Source organism: Streptococcus sp. 10824 (genome assembly GCF_013276595.1).
Classification (GTDB): Bacteria; Bacillota; Bacilli; order Lactobacillales; family Streptococcaceae; genus Streptococcus; species Streptococcus pseudopneumoniae.
Map to the genome: position 1 here is coordinate 1 of NZ_VMLH01000087.1, position 20,386 is coordinate 20,386.

At 39.9% G+C, this 20,386-nt stretch carries 22 protein-coding genes; 21 read left to right on the forward strand and 1 reads right to left on the reverse strand.

Going from position 1 to position 20,386, the window contains the following annotated elements; genetic code table 11:
* The 15 genes from tnpA to HT701_RS08115 all read left to right on the forward strand — a co-directional run.
* Positions 1-292 (forward strand): IS200/IS605 family transposase (gene tnpA, locus HT701_RS08050; RefSeq protein WP_119920204.1); only part of this gene is annotated, 292 nt, incomplete at its 5' end.
* 201 nt (positions 293-493) lie between these two features.
* A complete protein-coding gene (locus HT701_RS08055; protein ID WP_000241724.1) occupies positions 494-1,597 on the forward strand; it encodes a Gfo/Idh/MocA family oxidoreductase in 1,104 nt (367 codons plus the stop codon).
* A gap of 179 nt (positions 1,598-1,776) precedes the next feature.
* Complete coding sequence (locus HT701_RS08060; protein WP_001135655.1) at positions 1,777-2,475, forward strand: N-acetylmannosamine-6-phosphate 2-epimerase; 699 nt, start codon at positions 1,777-1,779, stop codon at positions 2,473-2,475.
* A 19-nt stretch (positions 2,476-2,494) separates the two neighbouring features.
* The gene (locus tag HT701_RS08065; protein WP_172931421.1) at positions 2,495-4,012 is read left to right on the forward strand and encodes a PTS transporter subunit EIIC; all 1,518 of its coding nucleotides are present in this window, start codon (positions 2,495-2,497) and stop codon (positions 4,010-4,012) included.
* A 123-nt stretch (positions 4,013-4,135) separates the two neighbouring features.
* The gene (locus HT701_RS08070; protein WP_023936033.1) at positions 4,136-5,464 is read left to right on the forward strand and encodes an ABC transporter substrate-binding protein; all 1,329 of its coding nucleotides are present in this window, start codon (positions 4,136-4,138) and stop codon (positions 5,462-5,464) included.
* 251 nt (positions 5,465-5,715) lie between these two features.
* Positions 5,716-6,582 carry a sugar ABC transporter permease gene (locus HT701_RS08075; RefSeq protein WP_165852403.1) on the forward strand — a complete coding sequence of 289 codons (867 nt, stop codon included), beginning with the start codon at positions 5,716-5,718 and terminating at the stop codon, positions 6,580-6,582.
* A gap of 15 nt (positions 6,583-6,597) precedes the next feature.
* Positions 6,598-7,437 carry a carbohydrate ABC transporter permease gene (locus HT701_RS08080; protein WP_001192119.1) on the forward strand — a complete coding sequence of 280 codons (840 nt, stop codon included), beginning with the start codon at positions 6,598-6,600 and terminating at the stop codon, positions 7,435-7,437.
* 227 nt (positions 7,438-7,664) lie between these two features.
* Positions 7,665-8,117: a YhcH/YjgK/YiaL family protein gene (locus HT701_RS08085; protein ID WP_119920024.1), complete on the forward strand. Its 453-nt coding sequence runs from the start codon at positions 7,665-7,667 to the stop codon at positions 8,115-8,117.
* A 326-nt stretch (positions 8,118-8,443) separates the two neighbouring features.
* The gene (locus HT701_RS08090; RefSeq protein ID WP_014017319.1) at positions 8,444-8,788 is read left to right on the forward strand and encodes a hypothetical protein; all 345 of its coding nucleotides are present in this window, start codon (positions 8,444-8,446) and stop codon (positions 8,786-8,788) included.
* Positions 8,789-8,797: 9 nt separating this feature from the next.
* Positions 8,798-8,989, forward strand: coding sequence for a hypothetical protein (locus tag HT701_RS11550; protein ID WP_014017318.1), 192 nt, complete (start codon positions 8,798-8,800; stop codon positions 8,987-8,989).
* Between the two features lie 82 nt (positions 8,990-9,071).
* The gene (locus HT701_RS08095; RefSeq protein WP_172931403.1) at positions 9,072-9,716 is read left to right on the forward strand and encodes a YesL family protein; all 645 of its coding nucleotides are present in this window, start codon (positions 9,072-9,074) and stop codon (positions 9,714-9,716) included.
* A gap of 169 nt (positions 9,717-9,885) precedes the next feature.
* A complete protein-coding gene (locus HT701_RS08100; protein WP_172931404.1) occupies positions 9,886-10,803 on the forward strand; it encodes a dihydrodipicolinate synthase family protein in 918 nt (305 codons plus the stop codon).
* A gap of 17 nt (positions 10,804-10,820) precedes the next feature.
* Complete coding sequence (locus tag HT701_RS08105) at positions 10,821-11,705, forward strand: ROK family protein (protein ID WP_050307310.1); 885 nt, start codon at positions 10,821-10,823, stop codon at positions 11,703-11,705.
* 96 nt (positions 11,706-11,801) lie between these two features.
* Entirely contained in the window at positions 11,802-12,089 is a 288-nt protein-coding gene (locus tag HT701_RS08110; RefSeq protein WP_000150673.1) for a hypothetical protein, read from the forward strand.
* Entirely contained in the window at positions 12,079-12,429 is a 351-nt protein-coding gene (locus tag HT701_RS08115; RefSeq protein WP_172931405.1) for a type II toxin-antitoxin system RelE/ParE family toxin, read from the forward strand. Before HT701_RS08110 ends, HT701_RS08115 begins: the two co-directional genes overlap by 11 nt.
* 61 nt (positions 12,430-12,490) lie before the next feature.
* Here the strand turns inward: HT701_RS08115 and HT701_RS08120 are convergent, their stop codons facing one another.
* On the reverse strand, positions 12,491-13,342 hold the full coding sequence (locus tag HT701_RS08120; RefSeq protein ID WP_172931406.1) for a MurR/RpiR family transcriptional regulator: 852 nt from the start codon (positions 13,340-13,342) through the stop codon (positions 12,491-12,493).
* 193 nt (positions 13,343-13,535) lie between these two features.
* Here HT701_RS08120 and pbp2b point away from each other — a divergent pair, with 193 nt between their 5' ends.
* From pbp2b to HT701_RS08150, 6 genes are all read left to right on the forward strand, one after another.
* Complete coding sequence (gene pbp2b / locus HT701_RS08125; RefSeq protein WP_172931407.1) at positions 13,536-15,593, forward strand: penicillin-binding protein 2B; 2,058 nt, start codon at positions 13,536-13,538, stop codon at positions 15,591-15,593.
* A gap of 10 nt (positions 15,594-15,603) precedes the next feature.
* Positions 15,604-16,200, forward strand: a complete 597-nt coding sequence (gene recR, locus HT701_RS08130) for a recombination mediator RecR (RefSeq protein ID WP_076984727.1) — start codon at positions 15,604-15,606, stop codon at positions 16,198-16,200.
* A 176-nt stretch (positions 16,201-16,376) separates the two neighbouring features.
* Positions 16,377-17,420, forward strand: coding sequence for a D-alanine--D-alanine ligase (locus HT701_RS08135; protein WP_172931408.1), 1,044 nt, complete (start codon positions 16,377-16,379; stop codon positions 17,418-17,420).
* An 84-nt stretch (positions 17,421-17,504) separates the two neighbouring features.
* Positions 17,505-18,878, forward strand: coding sequence for a UDP-N-acetylmuramoyl-tripeptide--D-alanyl-D-alanine ligase (gene murF, locus HT701_RS08140; RefSeq protein ID WP_172931409.1), 1,374 nt, complete (start codon positions 17,505-17,507; stop codon positions 18,876-18,878).
* On the forward strand, positions 18,865-19,476 hold the full coding sequence (locus tag HT701_RS08145; protein WP_172931410.1) for an NUDIX hydrolase: 612 nt from the start codon (positions 18,865-18,867) through the stop codon (positions 19,474-19,476). Before murF ends, HT701_RS08145 begins: the two co-directional genes overlap by 14 nt.
* 90 nt (positions 19,477-19,566) lie before the next feature.
* On the forward strand, positions 19,567-20,271 hold the full coding sequence (locus HT701_RS08150; RefSeq protein WP_172931411.1) for a TIGR02206 family membrane protein: 705 nt from the start codon (positions 19,567-19,569) through the stop codon (positions 20,269-20,271).
* Positions 20,272-20,386: the final 115 nt, after the last annotated feature.

Consider the following 20,386-nt stretch of genomic DNA (forward strand, 5'->3'; position numbering starts at 1 on the left):
CCATGTACACCTGCTTGTACTGATACCTCCCAAACTTTCGATTTCCGATTTTATGGGGTATCTCAAGAGCAAAAGTGCATTGATGATATTTGATAAGCACGCTAATTTAAAATATAAGTATGGAAATCGAAAGTTCTGGGCTAGGGGATACTATGTAAGTACCGTTGGACTAAACGAAAAGACCGTAGCTAAATATATTCGCGAGCAGGAAAAGAATGACATTGCACTCGATAAGCTGAGTGTAAAAGAATATGAAGATCCGTTTTCTGATGGCGGATTTAGAACAAGGTAAAAGCCCGTTGTGACGGGCATTAGTCAAGTAATATAGCACGACCTGAACGAAGTTCAGCGAGCGTCTTTAGACGCCGCTGGAGAGAAACGGCTTATAGCCGGTGTACAAGCCACCCGTTTTCACGGGTGGTTATGACTTAAGCAATGTAGTTCAGTATATAGATTTGGAAATTAATGATTTAACAAAATAAAGGAGAAAAACATGGTTAAATACGGTGTTGTTGGAGCAGGGTATTTTGGAGCTGAATTGGCTCGCTACATGCAAAAGAATGATGGAGCAGAGATTACTCTTCTCTATGATCCAGATAATGCAGAGGCGATTGCAGAAGAATTGGGAGCAAAAGTAGCAAGTTCCTTAGATGAGTTGGTTTCTAGTGATGAAGTAGATTGTGTTATCGTCGCAACTCCAAATAATCTTCATAAGGAACCGGTTATTAAGGCTGCACAGCATGGTAAAAATGTTTTCTGTGAAAAACCAATTGCGCTTTCTTATCAAGATTGTCGCGAGATGGTAGATGCGTGTAAAGAAAACAATGTAACCTTTATGGCAGGACATATTATGAATTTCTTTAATGGTGTTCATCATGCAAAAGAACTCATTAATCAAGGAGTTATCGGAGACGTTCTATATTGTCATACAGCTCGTAATGGTTGGGAAGAACAACAACCGTCAGTATCATGGAAAAAAATTCGTGAAAAATCAGGTGGTCACTTGTATCACCACATCCATGAATTGGATTGCGTTCAATTCCTTATGGGGGGCATGCCTGAAACTGTAACCATGACAGGTGGAAATGTGGCCCATGAAGGTGAACATTTCGGTGATGAAGATGATATGATTTTTGTCAATATGGAATTTTCTAATAAGCGTTTTGCCTTGTTAGAATGGGGTTCAGCTTATCGTTGGGGTGAACATTATGTCTTAATCCAAGGAAGCAAAGGTGCCATCCGCTTAGACTTATTCAACTGTAAAGGAACTCTTAAGCTAGATGGGCAAGAAAGCTATTTCTTGATTCACGAATCGCAAGAAGAAGATGATGATCGGACTCGTATCTATCATAGTACAGAGATGGATGGAGCAATTGCTTATGGTAAACCAGGTAAACGTACTCCATTATGGCTATCATCTGTCATTGATAAAGAAATGCGCTATCTGCATGAGATTATGCAAGGAGCTCCAGTATCAGAAGAATTTGCAAAACTATTGACAGGTGAAGCTGCCCTAGAAGCAATTGCTACTGCAGATGCTTGTACCCAGTCTATGTTTGAAGATCGCAAAGTAAAATTGTCAGAAATTGTAAACTAAATTTTGGTATTCTCCTATTATAGGTCGACTTGCTCCTCTGAAAGTACTTTCAGAGGAGCTGTTTGACTTGGCTAGTTTTTGAAACTGAAATCTATTATACTACAAACTCTTGAAAGCGTTTTAATTTTAAGGTATAATAATCTCATAGAAATAAAGAAAAAAGAAAGGGAGGAAAGAGGATGCCACAGATTAGTAAAGAAGCCTTGATTGAACAAATCAAAGATGGAATCATCGTTTCTTGTCAGGCTCTTCCTCATGAACCGCTTTATACAGAAGCGGGAGGGGTGATTCCCTTGCTGGTCAAAGCGGCTGAGCAAGGTGGAGCAGTCGGTATCCGAGCCAATAGTGTTCGCGATATCAAGGAAATTAAGGAAGTCACCAAACTTCCGATTATTGGGATAATCAAACGAGATTATCCGCCACAAGAACCCTTCATCACGGCTACTATGAAAGAAGTTGATGAATTGGCAGAACTGGACATCGAGGTGATTGCTCTGGATTGTACCAAGCGTGAACGCTACGATGGTTTGGAAATTCAAGAGTTCATTCGTCAGGTCAAGGAGAAATATCCTAACCAGCTCTTGATGGCGGACACCAGTACTTTTGAAGAAGGATTGGCAGCGGTCGAAGCAGGAATTGACTTTGTCGGAACAACCTTATCAGGCTACACATCCTACAGTCCAAAAGTGGATGGTCCAGATTTTGAACTCATCAAAAAACTCTGTGATGCCGGTGTAGATGTCATTGCAGAAGGAAAAATTCATACACCAGAACAAGCCAAACAAATCCTTGAATACGGAGTGCGAGGCATCGTTGTTGGTGGCGCTATTACTAGACCAAAAGAGATTACAGAACGCTTCGTTGCTGGTCTTAAATAAGATGTGAGGGGGGAGTTTTATATTTAAAGTTTTACAAAAAGTTGGAAAAGCTTTTATATTACCTATAGCTATACTTCCTGCAGCAGGTCTACTTTTGGGGATTGGTGGTGCACTTTCAAACCCAACCACGATAGCAACTTATCCAATACTAGACAATAGTATTTTTCAATCGATATTCCAAGTAATGAGCTCTGCAGGAGAGGTTGTATTCAGTAACTTGTCACTACTTCTCTGTGTGGGATTATGTATTGGCTTAGCGAAACGAGATAAAGGAACCGCTGCGTTAGCAGGAGTAACTGGTTACTTAGTTATGACTGCAACGATCAAAGCTCTGGTAAAACTTTTTATGGCAGAAGGATCTGCAATTGATACTGGAGTTATTGGAGCATTAGTTGTCGGAATAGTTGCCGTATATTTGCACAACCGATATAGCAATATTCAATTACCTTCCGCTTTAGGATTCTTTGGAGGTTCACGCTTCGTTCCTATTGTTACATCGTTCTCTTCTATCTTAATTGGCTTTGTCTTCTTTGTTATTTGGCCACCTTTCCAACAACTTCTTGTTTCTACAGGTGGATATATTTCTCAGGCAGGTCCAATTGGAACTTTTCTATATGGATTTTTAATGAGACTTTCTGGAGCAGTAGGCTTACATCATATGATTTATCCTATGTTTTGGTATACTGAACTTGGTGGTGTTGAAACTGTTGCAGGACAAACAGTGGTTGGGGCTCAAAAAATATTTTTTGCTCAATTAGCCGATCCGGCTCATTCTGGATTATTTACAGAAGGAACAAGGTTTTTTGCAGGTCGTTTCTCAACAATGATGTTCGGTTTACCGGCTGCCTGTTTAGCGATGTACCATAGTGTTCCTAAGAATCGTCGTAAAAAATACGCGGGTTTGTTTTTTGGAGTTGCTTTAACATCTTTTATTACCGGTATTACAGAACCAATTGAATTTATGTTTCTATTCGTCAGTCCGGTTCTATATGTTGTTCACGCATTCCTTGATGGTGTCAGCTTCTTTATTGCAGACATCTTAAATATCTCAATAGGAAACACATTTTCAGGAGGTGTAATCGATTTCACTTTATTTGGAATTTTGCAGGGGAACGCTAAGACGAATTGGGTTCTTCAGATTCCATTTGGACTTATTTGGAGTGTTTTGTATTATATTATTTTTAGATGGTTCATTACTCAATTCAACGTTCTAACGCCAGGAAGAGGAGAAGAAGTAGATTCTAAAGAAATTTCTGAATCCGCAGATTCAACTTCAAATACTGCGGATCATTTAAAACAGGATAGCCTACAAATTATCAGAGCGTTGGGTGGATCAAATAATATAGAAGATGTAGATGCTTGTGTGACACGTTTACGTGTAGCTGTAAAAGAAGTTAATCAAGTTGATAAAGCACTTTTAAAACAAATTGGTGCAGTTGATGTCTTAGAAGTGAAGGGTGGCATTCAAGCAATCTATGGAGCAAAAGCAATCTTATATAAAAATAGTATTAATGAAATTTTAGGTGTAGATGATTAAGTACTTACTGACTTAATAAAAAATAGAGGAGAGTGATTGATGAGTAGGAAAAAATGAAAACGTATATAAATGCAAAGAACTCATTATCCAAGTTGGATACGCTTATAAAATAGGAGAATACAAATGAAATTTAGAAAATTAGCTTGTACAGTACTTGCGGGTGCTGCGGTTCTTGGTCTTGCTGCTTGTGGCAATTCTGGCGGAAATAAAGATGCTGGTAAATCAGGTGGTGACGGTGCCAAAACAGAAATCACTTGGTGGGCATTCCCAGTATTTACCCAAGAAAAAGCTGGTGACGGTGTTGGAACTTATGAAAAATCAATCATCGAAGCGTTTGAAAAAGCAAATCCAGATGTAAAAGTGAAATTGGAAACCATCGACTTCAAGTCAGGCCCTGAAAAAATCACAACAGCCATCGAAGCAGGAACAGCTCCGGACGTACTCTTTGACGCACCAGGACGTATCATCCAATACGGTAAAAATGGTAAATTGGCTGAGTTGAACGACCTTTTCACAGATGAATTTGTTAAAGATGTCAATAACGAAAACATCATACAAGCAAGTAAAGCTGGAGACAAGGCTTACATGTATCCAATTAGTTCTGCCCCATTCTACATGGCAATGAACAAGAAAATGCTAGAAGATGCTGGAGTGGCAAACCTTGTAAAAGAAGGTTGGACAACTGATGATTTTGAAAAAGTATTGAAAGCACTCAAAGACAAGGGCTACACACCAGGTTCATTGTTCAGTTCTGGTCAAGGGGGAGACCAAGGAACACGTGCCTTTATCTCTAACCTTTATAGCGGTTCTGTAACAGATGAAAAAGTTAGCAAATATACAACTGATGATCCTAAATTCGTCAAAGGTCTTGAAAAAGCAACTGGCTGGATTAAAGACAATTTGCTCAATAATGGTTCACAATTTGACGGTGGGGCAGATATCCAAAACTTTGCCAACGGTCAAACATCTTACACAACCCTTTGGGCACCAGCTCAAAATGGTATCCAAGCTAAACTGTTAGAAGCAAGTAAGGTAGAAGTAGTAGAAGTACCATTCCCATCAGACGAAGGTAAACCAGCTCTTGAATACCTTGTAAACGGATTTGCAGTATTCAACAATAAAGACGACAAGAAAGTCGCTGCATCTAAGAAATTCATCCAGTTTATCGCAGATGACAAAGAGTGGGGACCTAAAGACGTAGTTCGTACAGGTGCTTTCCCAGTCCGTACTTCATTTGGAAAACTTTATGAAGACAAACGCATGGAAACAATCAGCGGCTGGACTCAATACTACTCACCATACTACAACACTATTGATGGATTTGCTGAAATGAGAACACTTTGGTTCCCAATGTTGCAATCTGTATCAAATGGTGACGAAAAACCAGCGGACGCTTTGAAAGCCTTCACTGAAAAAGCGAACGAAACAATCAAAAAAGCTATGAAACAATAGTCCTTAGTTATTCTATAAAAAGTAGTTTTTTAAAGAAGCTAAGAGTGTATACCCCCTTTTCCCTCTACACAGATAGTGTAAGAAAAGGGGGCTTTTGTTTAAAATGTAAGAAACTGTCACGAAATTAAAATGAAGTTCTTACATAAGCGAATCATAAAAAATTTCATTTTGATTTTAAAACAGTTCAAGAAAGTCAAAAAATTATTCTATTTGAAAGAGAGGTGCCGACTGTGAAAGTCAATAAAATTCGTATGCGGGAAACAGTGATTTCCTATGCTTTCCTAGCACCAGTGTTGTTCTTCTTTATTATCTTTGTTTTAGCACCAATGATTATGGGCTTCATCACAAGTTTCTTTAACTATTCTATGACTAGTTTCCAATTTGTGGGCTTAGATAACTATGTCCGTATGTTTAAAGATCCTGTCTTTGCAAAATCTCTGATTAACACAGTTATTTTGGTTATTGGATCCGTGCCAGTTGTTGTTCTATTCTCACTCTTTGTAGCATCGCAAACCTATCACCAAAATGCCATTGCCAGATCCTTCTACCGTTTTGTCTTCTTCCTTCCTGTTGTAACAGGTAGTGTTGCCGTAACGGTTGTATGGAAATGGATCTATGATCCATTATCAGGAATTCTCAACTTTGTGCTTAAATCAAGTCATATCATTACTCAAAACATTTCATGGCTTGGTGATAAGCACTGGGCATTGATGGCGATTATGATTATTCTCTTGACCACTTCAGTTGGTCAGCCAATCATCCTTTATATCGCTGCTATGGGGAATATTGACAATTCACTGGTTGAAGCGGCGCGTGTTGATGGTGCAACTGAGTTTCAAGTTTTCTGGAAGATTAAATGGCCAAGCCTTCTTCCAACAACTCTTTATATTGCAATCATCACAACAATTAACTCATTTCAAGTTTTCGCCTTGATTCAACTATTAACATCTGGTGGGCCAAACTACTCAACAAGTACCTTGATGTACTACCTTTACGAAAAAGCCTTCCAATTGACCGAATACGGGTATGCTAATACCATTGGTGTCTTCTTGGCAGTCATGATTGCTATTGTAAGCTTTGTTCAATTTAAGGCGCTCGGAAATGACGTAGAATATTAAAGAAAGGAGACAGCTATGCAATCTACACAAAAGAAACCTTTAACAGCTTTCACTGTTATTTCAACTATTATCTTGCTCTTGTTGACCGTGCTGTTCATCTTTCCATTCTACTGGATTTTGACAGGTGCCTTCAAGTCACAGCCTGATACCATTATGATTCCGCCACAATGGTTCCCTAAAATGCCAACCATGGAAAACTTCCAACAACTCATGGTGCAAAACCCTGCTATGCAGTGGATGTGGAACTCTGTGTTTATCTCATTGGTAACCATGTTCTTGGTCTGTGCGACCTCCTCTCTAGCAGGTTATGTATTGGCTAAAAAACGTTTCTATGGTCAACGTATTCTTTTTGCTATCTTTATCGCTGCTATGGCGCTTCCAAAACAAGTTGTCCTTGTACCATTGGTACGTATCGTCAACTTCATGGGAATTCATGACACTCTTTGGGCAGTTATTTTGCCTTTGATTGGATGGCCATTTGGGGTCTTCCTCATGAAACAGTTCAGTGAAAATATCCCTACAGAATTGCTCGAATCAGCTAAGATTGACGGTTGTGGTGAGATTCGTACCTTCTGGAGCGTAGCCTTCCCGATTGTGAAACCAGGGTTTGCGGCTCTTGCAATCTTTACCTTCATCAATACTTGGAATGACTACTTCATGCAGTTGGTAATGTTGACTTCACGTAACAATTTGACTATTTCACTTGGGGTTGCGACCATGCAGGCTGAAATGGCAACCAACTATGGTTTGATTATGGCAGGAGCTGCCCTTGCTGCCGTGCCAATTGTAACAGTCTTCCTAGTCTTCCAGAAATCCTTCACACAAGGGATTACTATGGGAGCGGTCAAAGGATAATACTCTGCGAAAATCGAATGCAAACTACGTCAGCGTCACCTTGCCATACTTAAGTATTGCCTGCGGTTAGCTTCCTAGTTTGTTCTTCAATTTTCATTGAGTATAAGAGAATATAGAGTTATAAGTGTCTACAAAATGGAGGGTATGCAGTTACTTTATGAAGTTTTGTCAGACACTTATCAACTTAAGAATGGTTTTAGTTAACTATCAGAAACGAAGGAAAGAGTATGATTTTTGACGATTTGAAAAATATCACCTTTTACAAAGGGATTCATCCTAATTTAGACAAGGCTATCGACTATCTCTACCAACATCGTAAGGATTCTTTCGAATTAGGAAAGTATGATATTGATGGAGATAAAGTCTTTCTAGTTGTTCAGGAAAATGTCCTCAATCAAGCTGAAAATGATCAATTTGAACACCATAAGAACTATGCAGATTTGCATTTGCTGGTAGAAGGGCATGAATATTCGAGCTACGGTTCACGTATCAAAGATGAAGCAGTAGCATTTGACGAAGCAAGTGACATTGGTTTTGTCCATTGTCATGAACACTACCCACTCTTGTTGGGTTATCACAATTTTGCGATTTTCTTCCCAGGAGAGCCACATCAGCCAACTGGTTATGCAGGTATGGAAGAAAAGGTTCGAAAATATCTCTTTAAAATTTTGATTGATTAAAAATAGGATGAATTGTTTTTTTGTAAAGCTTTGATAATACTCTACCATGAAATTGATCTTTGTGAGGTAGAGAAATGAGAATAAAATATTTAAAAATTGGTATCTTCTTGTCAGTCTGTTTATTGCTAATGAGTAATATTTTACCTTCAATTGTGTATGCGAATGAAGTTTCGCATATCCAAACTATACAGTCAGAAATAGATCGAATAGATGCAAAATTATCTCAAAATTACTTGCTAACTGAACAAGAAATTAAGGATCTGGTGGAAGATAGCAAAGGAGTCTATCCAGACATATCAGATGAACGTAAAATTGAATTGCTAGAAATGGTATCTTCTAAGTATGCTGCAAGAGCTAGTTTCTTGGATGGACAGGGAATTACAGTTGATGAGATGGCTTGGATAATTAGGGGCATTGTGAATGCATTGATTGGTAGATACATAAAATTAGGTACTTATGCGGCTAAGTATGGTATTAGTATGGCACGCTCGATCTTAAGTAGGGCAGCTGCAACTGCAGCAGCAAGAGTAGGATTAGCGACCAAGATTTCTGGATGGATTTTACGAGTAGCTGTGAATGTAGCTGATGTATATGGTAATTTTGCCTACAATATTGCTGCAGCTTGGGATGCACATGATAAAATTCCTAACAATGGTCGTATAAACTTTTAAAATGCGAGAATGAAAGCACTTTGTATTTTTTTATTGAATATGTTAGCTTGGACAGTGCTTGCAATGATAATTCGTGGAGGGCTAGATGGATTTAATGAGCATACTTGGAGTACTATTTTAATTGCTTCGCTGTTCGGGGTATATGATTATAAGCCTATATATAAAAATAGAAAAAAGTCCAAAAGAAAAAAGAAAAAATAGATTTGTTCATGGTAGGGACTTATGAAAGCTTTACTGACAAAAAAGAAAACAGTTTACAAAGAAAAATGATGGAGGAGCAAACATGGCACAAAAAGGAGTAAGCCTTATCAAGGCAGCATTTGATACAGACAACTTTCTCATGCGTTTTAGTGAGAAAGTCTTGGACATCGTGACAGCCAATCTTCTTTTTGTCGTCTCTTGTTTGCCCATCGTGACGATTGGAGTGGCTAAAATCAGCCTCTACGAGACCATGTTCGAAGTTAAGAAGAGCAGACGGGTGCCTGTTTTTAAAATCTATCTAAGATCTTTCAAGCAAAATCTGAAACTAGGTTTTCAGTTGGGGATGTTAGAATTAGGAATTGTATTTCTTACCTTTTCAGATCTCTATCTTTTCTGGGGTCAAACAGCTCTGCCCTTCCAATTGGTTAAAGCTATTTGTTTAGGTATTCTTATTTTCCTTACCATTGTGATGCTGGCTAGCTATCCAATCGCTGCGCGCTATGATTTAACTTGGAAAGAAGTGTTACAGAAAGGGCTTATCTTGGCTAGTTTTAACTTTCCTTGGTTCTTCCTCATGTTAGCCATTCTTGTCCTCATTGTGATGGTTCTTTATCTGTCCGCCTTCAGTCTACTCTTAGGTGGCTCAGTCTTCCTACTTTTTGGGTTTGGACTATTGGTCTTTATCCAGACTGGATTGATGGGGAAAATTTTCGCAAAATATCAATAGGAGTCTTATTTCTGAAACTACTTTCAAAGGCTTCAAACGCTATTCTATAAGCTAGAAACTAAAATCTAAGTGTCTATAAGATATTGAAAGCCTTTTCGGTAAAGTGTATACTAAAGAAGTAAAGAAAGAATCTGCTTTAGCAGAAAATAAAAATAATAGGAGAAAATCTATGTCAGATTTGAAAAAATACGAAGGTGTCATTCCAGCCTTCTACGCATGTTATGATGATCAAGGAGAAGTAAGTCCAGAGCGTACACGTGCCTTGGTTCAATACTTCATTGATAAAGGTGTTCAAGGTCTTTATGTCAATGGTTCTTCTGGTGAATGTATCTACCAAAGTGTAGAAGACCGCAAGTTGATTTTGGAAGAAGTCATGGCAGTTGCTAAAGGTAAATTAACTATTATTGCCCATGTTGCTTGCAACAATACCAAAGATAGTATGGAACTGGCTCGCCACGCTGAAAGCTTGAGAGTAGATGCCATTGCAACAATTCCACCAATTTACTTCCGCTTGCCAGAATACTCAGTTGCTAAATATTGGAACGATATCAGTTCTGCAGCTCCAAACACAGACTACGTGATCTACAACATTCCTCAATTGGCAGGGGTTGCTTTGACTCCAAGTCTTTATACCGAAATGTTGAAGAATCCTCGTGTTATCGGTGTGAAGAACTCTTCTATGCCAGTTCAAGATATCCAAACCTTTGTCAGCCTTGGTGGGGAAGACCATATCGTCTTTAACGGTCCAGATGAACAGTTCCTAGGTGGTCGCCTCATGGGTGCCAAAGCTGGTATCGGTGGTACTTATGGTGCTATGCCAGAACTCTTCTTGAAACTCAACCAATTGATTGCGGATAAAGATTTAGAAACAGCGCGTGAGTTACAGTATGCTATCAACGCTATCATTGGTAAATTGACTGCTGCACATGGAAATATGTATGGTGTGATTAAGGAAGTTTTGAAAATCAATGAAGGCTTGAGTATTGGTTCTGTTCGTTCACCATTGACACCAGTGATTGAAGAAGATCGTCCAGTTGTAGAAGCAGCTGCAGCCTTGATTCGTGAAACCAAGGAGCGCTTCCTCTAATCCATAAGGAGGTATTTATGACACACTACGTTGCAATTGATATCGGTGGAACCAACATCAAATATGGTTTGATTGACCAAGAAGGCCAACTTGTTGAATCGCATGAAATGCCAACTGAGGCGCATAAGGGTGGACCTCATATCTTACAAAAAACCAAAGATATTGTAGCCAGCTATTTAGAAAAAGGCCCAGTAGCAGGTGTTGCCATTTCTTCTGCAGGAATGGTGGATCCAGATAAGGGTGAGATTTTCTATGCTGGGCCTCAGATTCCAAACTATGCAGGAACTCAGTTCAAAAAGGAAATCGAGACTAGCTTTACTATTCCTTGTGAGATTGAAAATGATGTCAACTGTGCAGGTCTGGCTGAGGCAGTATCTGGTTCAGGCAAGGGAGCAAGTGTCACCCTTTGCCTGACTATTGGAACAGGTATCGGTGGTTGTTTGATTATGGATGGGAAAGTCTTCCATGGATTTAGCAATTCGGCCTGTGAAGTTGGTTATATGCATATGCAGGATGGAGCTTTCCAAGACTTAGCCTCAACCACAGCTTTGGTTCGTTATGTAGCAGAAGCACATGGTGATCCAGTTGACCAGTGGAATGGCCGACGCATTTTCAAGGAAGCCACTGAGGGCAATAAACTCTGCATGGAAGGTATTGACCGCATGGTAGACTATCTAGGAAAAGGTCTGGCAAATATTTGCTACGTTGCCAATCCAGAGGTGGTCATTCTCGGGGGTGGTATCATGGGGCAAGAGGCAATCCTCAAACCCAAGATTCGCAAAGCTTTGAAAGAGGCTTTGGTGCCAAGTCTGGCTGATAAGACGAGATTAGAATTCGCCCATCACCAGAATACAGCAGGTATGTTAGGAGCTTATTATCACTTTAAAACAAAACAATCCTAGTTTGGCTTAGCCGAACTAGGATTTTCTAATCAAATTCCCTTGACTTTCTTTATAATTGTGAGATAATAAATAAAATATATAAAGGAATTATATAAAATGACTATAGCGAATTCAAGTAAGATTGTGACCTTCCAAGCTAATAGAGAATTAGTAAATGATGCCATGGAAGTGTTAAAAGAAAAAAATCTTTCTCTTTCATCGGCACTTAGATTATTTTTAAAGAATGTTGCCGTAACAAATGAAGTAGATTTACTGAGTGAAGAGGAATTAGAGAAGGAGTATTTGTTTAGACAATTGCAAGCAGAAGTTCAAGAAAGTTATGCCAAGATTGAGGCTGGAAATTACTTGACAGATGAGGATGTCGTGACACGCTATGGATTATAAAAAATATAGGATTTTGTATTCTCCTAGAGTGATTGATAGTCTGGATAAAATATATCAGTATATAGCGGAGAAAATCGGTTCTGTAGAGGCTGCTAGACGAAAAGTAGCCAATATTAGAAAAGATATTAATCGGCTAGAAATTTTCCCCCAAGCTGGATTTGATGCCGATGAAAAATTTGGTAAGAAATTAGATCCTCACTACCAAACGCGAGGATTGACCTTGAGTAAGGATTACATCGTATTATATACAATTGTTGAGGATACCGTCAGACTTGCTTATTTACTCCCTTCAAAAAGTGATTACATGAAATTATTCAAGACTAAGTCAAGATATGACTAATTCATAATCTTGAAGAGGTATGTTTGGTGATGAATAATAATCCTAGTTTGGCTGAGCCAAACTAGGATTTTCTGACACGTTTTTGTCTACGATAGCCGTTGAGTTTCTTATTTTCCCAGTAGCTGTTAAAAATTTTTTCCTTGCTTTCGCGATTGATTTCCAAAAAGTAGGCATAAATTAAATCGATAAAGAAGAGCATAGGAAGTTGAGCGGATATACGTTGGATGTAAGAAGACTGGCTGTGGGTGGCTACAAGAACAGTCTCTGTGTAGGCCTGACTATCTTTATTGGGAACACTTGAAAAAAGTACAGTCTTTGCGCCCATCTCCTTAGCGTCTAATAGACTATCTAAAATAGAAGGAGTTGTGCCAGAAAGTGAGAAACCGAGTACGAGACAATTTTCATCCATAATACTGGTTGTCCAAGCAAAGCCGTCTTGGTCTGTCAAAGCTTCGCAGACAACACCCAGACGCATGAAGCGCAATTTCATTTCACGAGCAACAAGGCCAGAACTCCCTGTTCCGAAGAAGTAGATACGCTCAGCCTCTTCGATTAGCTGGGCAATTCGTTCTAGTTGGATTTCGTCAATCAAGTCTTGTGTTTGTTCCCTCATATTGCTATAACTTCTGAGGACTCGTTTGGTCAGTGGACTGTGCTTGGAGACTTGGTTGGCTTGATTTTCTGCCTCATGTTGGTATTGGAAAATGAATTCTCGGTAGCCAGTAAAGCCACACTTTTTAGCAAAGCGGGTCAAAGCAGCCTGAGAGATATGTAATTTTTGGGTGACTTGTTGAGAAGATAAATCATCTGCAATCGTTTCCGTTTGTAAAAAATAATGAGCGATTTCTTGCTCTAGGTCTGTCATTTCTTCAAAATGTGAATCAATGACAGTTGCGATATCTGGTTTGTCCATAGGGAAGGCTCCTTTAAATGAGTCGTGTTGGAAAAAGACTAGATTATTGAACTTTTACATTCATTATAACATATAATATAGGGATGGATAAATAAAAACGTATCTTACTGTAAAAACGAAAAAAAGCTTCTTTCTTTTCCATAATTTTCTGCTCAAATTGTGGTACAATTAAGAGTAAGATTTTAAGTTAGAAATGAGACTGATTTGTATGAGAAAATTTAACAGCCATTCGATTCCGATTCGGCTTAATTTATTGTTTTCAATCGTCATTTTACTCTTTATGACCATTATTGGTCGTTTGTTGTATATGCAGGTTTTGAACAAGGATTTTTACGAAAAAAAGCTAGCCTCAGCTAGTCAGACCAAGGTCACAACCAGTTCTGCCCGTGGGGGAATTTATGATGCTAGTGGGAAACCTTTGGTAGAAAATACGTTAAAGCAGGTTGTTTCCTTTACGCGTAGCAATAAAATGACGGCTACAGACTTAAAAGAAATAGCTAAAAAGTTACTGACTTATGTGAGCATCAGTTCGCCAAATTTGACAGAACGCCAGCTGGCTGATTACTATTTGGCTGATCCTGAAATCTATAAAAAAACAGTGGAAGCTCTCCCAAGTGAGAAACGATTGGATTCAGATGGCAATCGCCTATCCGAATCAGAACTGTATAACAATGCGGTCGATAGTGTCCCAACAAGTCAACTAAACTATACAGAGGATGAAAAGAAAGAAATCTATCTTTTTAGTCAGTTAAATGCTGTTGGCAACTTTGCGACAGGAACCATTGCGACAGATCCTCTAAATGATTCTCAGGTGGCTGTTATTGCCTCTATTTCAAAGGAGATGCCTGGCATTAGTATTTCTACTTCTTGGGATCGAAAGGTTTTGGAAACTTCCCTTTCTTCTATAGTAGGGAGTGTATCCAGTGAAAAAGCTGGTCTCCCAGCGGAAGAAGCAGAATCCTATCTTAAAAAAGGCTATTCTCTAAATGACCGTGTTGGAACCTCCTATTTGGAAAAGCAATATGAAGAGACCTTACAAGGAAAACGCTCGGTAAAAGAAATCCATCTGGATAAATATGGCAATATGGAAAGCGTGGACACAATTGAGGAAGGTAGTAAGGGAAACAATATCAAACTGACCATTGATTTGGCCTTCCAAGATAGCGTGGATGCTTTGCTGAAAAGTTATTTCAATTCCGAGCTAGGAAATGGTGGAGCCAAGTATTCTGAGGGTGTGTATGCAGTCGCCCTTAACCCCAAAACAGGTGCTGTTTTGTCTATGTCAGGACTCAAACATGACCTGAAAACGGGAGAGTTGACTCCTGATTCCTTGGGAACGGTAACCAATGTCTTTGTCCCAGGTTCGGTTGTTAAGGCCGCTACCATCAGCTCAGGTTGGGAAAATGGTGTTTTATCAGGAAACCAAACCTTAACAGATCAGCCTATTGTTTTCCAAGGTTCAGCTCCAATTTATTCTTGGTATAAATTGGCATATGGATCTTTTCCTATTACAGCTGTGGAAGCCTTGGAGTATTCATCCAATGCTTACATGGTTCAAACCGCTCTTGGAATCATGGGCCAGACCTATCAACCAAATATGTTTGTTGGAACCAGCAATTTGGAAACAGCTATGGGAAAACTTCGTGCGACCTTTGGCGAATATGGCTTGGGGGCTGCGACCGGAATTGACCTACCAGATGAATCTACTGGATTTGTTCCCAAAGAGTATAGCTTTGCTAATTACATCACCAATTCCTTTGGGCAGTTTGATAACTATACGCCCATGCAGTTGGCTCAGTATGTAGCAACTATTGCAAATGATGGTGTTCGTGTGGCTCCTCGTATTGTTGAAGGCATTTATGGTAATAATGATAAGGGAGGACTGGGTGACTTGATTCAGCAACTGCAACCGACAGAGATGAATAAGGTCAATATATCCGACTCCGATATGAGTATCTTGCACCAAGGATTTTACCAAGTATCGCATGGAACTAGTCCCCTTACGACAGGACGGGCGTTTTCAGATGGCGCCACTGTTTCTATCAGTGGTAAGACCGGTACAGGTGAAAGCTATGTAGCTGGTGGTCAAGAAGCTAATAATACCAATGCCGTGGCCTATGCTCCAACAGAAAATCCTCAAATTGCAGTTGCAGTAGTCTTTCCTCATAATACCAATTTAACCAAAAATGTTGGGCCAGCAATTGCTCGCGACATTATCAATTTATATAACCAACACCATCCAATGAATTAGAAAGGAAGCCATGCTTTATCCAACACCCATTGCCAAGCTGATTGACAGTTATTCCAAGTTACCAGGTATCGGGATTAAGACGGCTACGCGTCTGGCCTTTTATACGATTGGGATGTCTGATGACGATGTCAATGAATTTGCAAAAAATCTCCTTTCTGCTAAGAGAGAGCTGACCTATTGTTCCATCTGTGGTCGTTTGACTGATGACAATCCTTGCTCCATTTGTACCGATCCAAGTCGTGACCAGACAACGATTTTAGTTCTTGAGGATAGTCGTGATGTGGCAGCCATGGAGAATATCCAAGAATACCATGGACTCTATCATGTCCTGCATGGCCTCATTTCTCCCATGAATGGTATCAGTCCAGACGACATCAATCTCAAGAGCCTTATGACTCGTCTGATGGATAGTGAAGTTTCAGAAGTGATTGTGGCGACTAATGCTACAGCAGATGGGGAAGCGACTTCCATGTATCTTTCCCGTTTACTCAAGCCAGCTGGGATCAAGGTTACTCGTCTGGCACGAGGCCTCGCTGTGGGAGCAGATATCGAGTATGCAGATGAAGTCACACTCTTACGGGCCATTGAAAATCGGACAGAGTTGTAAGTGTGGACAAATTTACGAACTCCATTCATTTATAAAAAAATCAAAGAGGCTGAAAATCGTTCATATCGGCCTCTTTTTGTATAGTGTGATGAGTAGGATCAGGTTCAAGTTTTAAAAAAACAAGCAAATATGATATACTAAAGAGCGAGTATTCTAGTAGAATTAGGACAAATAATATGAAACAAACGATTATTCTTTTATATGGTGGACGGAGTGCGGAACGCGAAGTCTCTGTCCTTTCAGCTGAGAGTGTCATGCGTGCGGTCAATTATGATCGTTTCACAGTCAAGACTTTCTTCATCAGTCAGTCAGGTGACTTTATCAAAACGCAGGAATTTAGTCAGACTCCAGGTCAAGAGGACCGTCTCATGACCAATGAAACCATTGATTGGGATAAGAAAGTTGCACCAAGTGCTATCTATGAAGAAGGGGCAGTGGTCTTTCCAGTTCTTCACGGTCCGATGGGAGAAGATGGCTCTGTTCAAGGATTCCTTGAAGTTTTGAAAATGCCGTATGTCGGATGTAATATCTTGTCATCAAGTCTTGCCATGGATAAAATCACGACCAAGCGTGTTTTAGAATCTGCTGGTATTGCCCAAGTTCCTTATGTGGCTATCGTTGAAGGCGATGATGTGACTGCTAAAATCGCTGAAGTGGAAGAAAAATTGACTTATCCAGTCTTCACTAAGCCGTCAAACATGGGGTCTAGTGTCGGTATTTCTAAGTCTGAAAATCAAGAAGAACTTCGTCAGGCTTTGGAACTTGCCTTCCAATATGACAGCCGTGTCTTGGTAGAGCAAGGGGTAAATGCCCGTGAAATCGAGGTTGGTCTACTAGGCAACTACGATGTCAAAAGCACGCTACCGGGAGAAGTAGTCAAGGATGTTGCCTTTTATGACTACGATGCCAAGTATATTGATAACAAGATTACCATGGATATTCCAGCCAAAATCGGTGATGATGTGGTAGCTGTCATGCGTCAAAATGCAGAAACGGCCTTCCGTGCCATTGGTGGTTTAGGTCTATCTCGTTGCGATTTCTTCTATACAGATAAGGGAGAGGTTTTCCTAAATGAGCTCAATACCATGCCAGGTTTTACCCAGTGGTCAATGTACCCACTGCTTTGGGACAATATGGGAATCAGCTACCCAGAACTAATCGAGCGTTTGGTTGACCTTGCTAAAGAAAGTTTTGACAAGCGCGAAGCGCATTTGCTATAAAAATGAAAGAGAGGGTAGAAGCCAGAACCATCACTGCAAGGTGACTAGAGTTCTCAGACTTCAACCCTTTTTAAAGGAGTAGAAATGAAATTAACAATTCATGAAGTGGCCCAAGTTGTAGGAGCTAAAAATGATATCAGCATCTTTGAGGACACCCAGTTAGAAAAAGCTGAGTTTGACAGTCGTTTGATTGCGACAGGAGATTTATTTGTGCCCCTCAAAGGTGCGCGTGACGGCCATGACTTTATTGAAAGAGCCTTTGAAAATGGCGCTGCTGTAACCTTGTCTGAGAAAGAAATCGCAAATCATCCTTACATTCTAGTAGACGATGTGTTGACTGCCTTTCAAACCCTCGCAGCCTACTATATAGAAAAAACGGGAGTTGATGTCTTTGCAGTTACGGGTTCAAATGGTAAGACGACGACCAAGGATATGTTGGCGCACTTGCTATCAACAACCTACAAAACCTACAAAACACAAGGCAACTACAATAACGAGATTGGTCTTCCCTACACGGTTCTTCATATGCCTGAAGGAACAGAAAAGTTGGTCTTGGAGATGGGGCAGGATCACTTGGGCGATATTCATCTCTTGTCTGAATTGGCTCATCCAAAAACAGCCATCGTGACCTTGGTTGGAGAATCCCATTTGGCCTTTTTCAAAGACCGTTCTGAGATTGCTAAAGGAAAAATGCAAATTGCAGACGGGATGGCACCTGGTTCCTTGCTTTTAGCTCCGGCTGACCCTATTGTAGAGGCCTACCTGCCAGCTGATAAAAAGGTGGTTCGTTTTGGGCAAGGAGCAGAGCTGGAAATCACAGACTTGGTTGAGCGTAAGGACAGTCTGACCTTTAAGGCTAATTTCTTGGAACAAGACCTTGATTTGCCAGTGACTGGTAAGTACAATGCGACCAATGCTATGATTGCGTCTTATGTTGCCCTACAAGAAGGGGTTTCAGAGGAGCAGATTCGTCAGGCCTTCCAAAATCTTGAATTGACGCGTAACCGTACCGAGTGGAAGAAAGCAGCCAATGGAGCAGATATCCTATCAGATGTGTATAATGCCAATCCAACTGCTATGAAGTTAATTTTGGAAACATTCTCTGCCATTCCAGCCAATGAAGGTGGCAAAAAAATCGCTGTTCTAGCAGATATGAAGGAGCTTGGTGACCAGTCTATTCAACTCCATAACCAGATGATTTTGAGCCTTTCTCCAGATGTGCTTGATACCGTTATTTTCTATGGAGAAGACATTGCTGAATTAGCCCAATTGGCCAGTCAAATGTTCCCAATTGGCCACGTTTATTACTTCAAGAAAACAGAAGACCAAGACCAATTTGAAGACCTAGTTAAGCAGGTCAAAGAAAGCCTTGGGGCTTATGACCAAATCCTGCTCAAAGGCTCTAACTCTATGAATCTAGCCAAGTTGGTAGAAAGTTTAGAACATGAAGACAAGTGATTTTGCTAAGTATCTTCAAAGAATGATTGCTCTTACAGATACTGGATTAACCTTTACAAAGGATCCGTTTGACCGTGAGCGCTATGAAGACTTGCGAGGTCTTTTATCTGAAATGTTGAATCAAGCATCAGACCTTGATGCCGAAGAAGTGGCAGAAGTCTTGAAGCCAACTTCTGCTTATGCGACTCCGTTAATGGACGTCCGTGCTTGGATTGTTGAGGACGAAAAGATTTGTCTGGTTAGGGGACAAGGAGAGAATGATTGGGCTTTGCCAGGTGGCTTTGGTGAGGTCGGCTATTCTCCAACCGAAAATATTCTCAAGGAAATTGAAGAAGAAACCGGTTTTGAAGCTAAAGTAGAAAGACTACTAGCTGTTTTTGATACCAATCGTTTCCAACTACAGAGCAAACAATATGCAAAGTTTGTTTTTGAATGTAAGCTTCTTGATGGACAATTCCAAAAAAATCAAGAAATTGCTGACCTTCAATTTTTTGCCATTGACCAACTGCCAGCCTTATCTGAAAAACGCATTACCAAGGAGCAAATAGAGATTCTTTGGCAGGTTTATCAAGGTCAGAGGGAGCAATATCTTGATTAAGAAGATGATTATCGTATTTCTAAATTCATTTTTGACAAATAGCATGGTATAATAAAATGCAGGAAAATTTTGAATCATGAGGAAGACTAGATGAATTTATGGGATATTTTCTTTACGACCCAAGCAACAGAGCCACCCAAGTTTGATCTTTATTGGTATGTCAGTATATTTACACTCTTGGCCTTGACCTTTTATACAGCCTATCGCTATCGTGAAAAGAAGGCTTGCCAACGATTTTTCCAAATCTTGCAGGCGGTTCAGTTGATCCTCCTTTATGGTTGGTACTGGGTCAATCATATGCCACTGTCAGAAAGCTTACCCTTTTACCATTGCCGTATGGCTATGTTTGTGGTGCTTTTGCTTCCTGGTCAGTCTAAATATAGGCAGTATTTTGCATTGCTAGGAACATTTGGGACATTAGCAGCCTTTGTTTATCCAGTGCCAGATGCCTATCCTTTCCCCCATATTGCGATTTTGTCCTTTATCTTTGGGCATTTAGCACTCTTGGGGAACTCTCTAGTTTATCTATTGAGACAGTATAATGCGCGATTGCTGGATGTGAAGGGAATTTTTCTCATGACCTTTGGACTAAATGCCTTGATTTTTGTGGTCAATTTAGTAACAGGTGGAGATTACGGATTCCTGACAAAACCACCATTGGTTGGAGACCATGGCTTAGTAGCTAATTATTTAATCGTTTCTCTGGCCTTGTCGGTAGCCATTACTTTGACCAAGAAAATCTTGGAACTATTTTTAGCACAAGAAGCAGAAAAAATGACTGCAAAGAAAGCTTAGAAATGAGCTTTCTTTTTTCATAAATCTGATTTTTTATAATTTGTTTGGAAAATAAAAAAAGTTGATGAGCAAAAGTGAAAAAATAGCAAGTAAATTTAGGAAAAAACTAAGCACA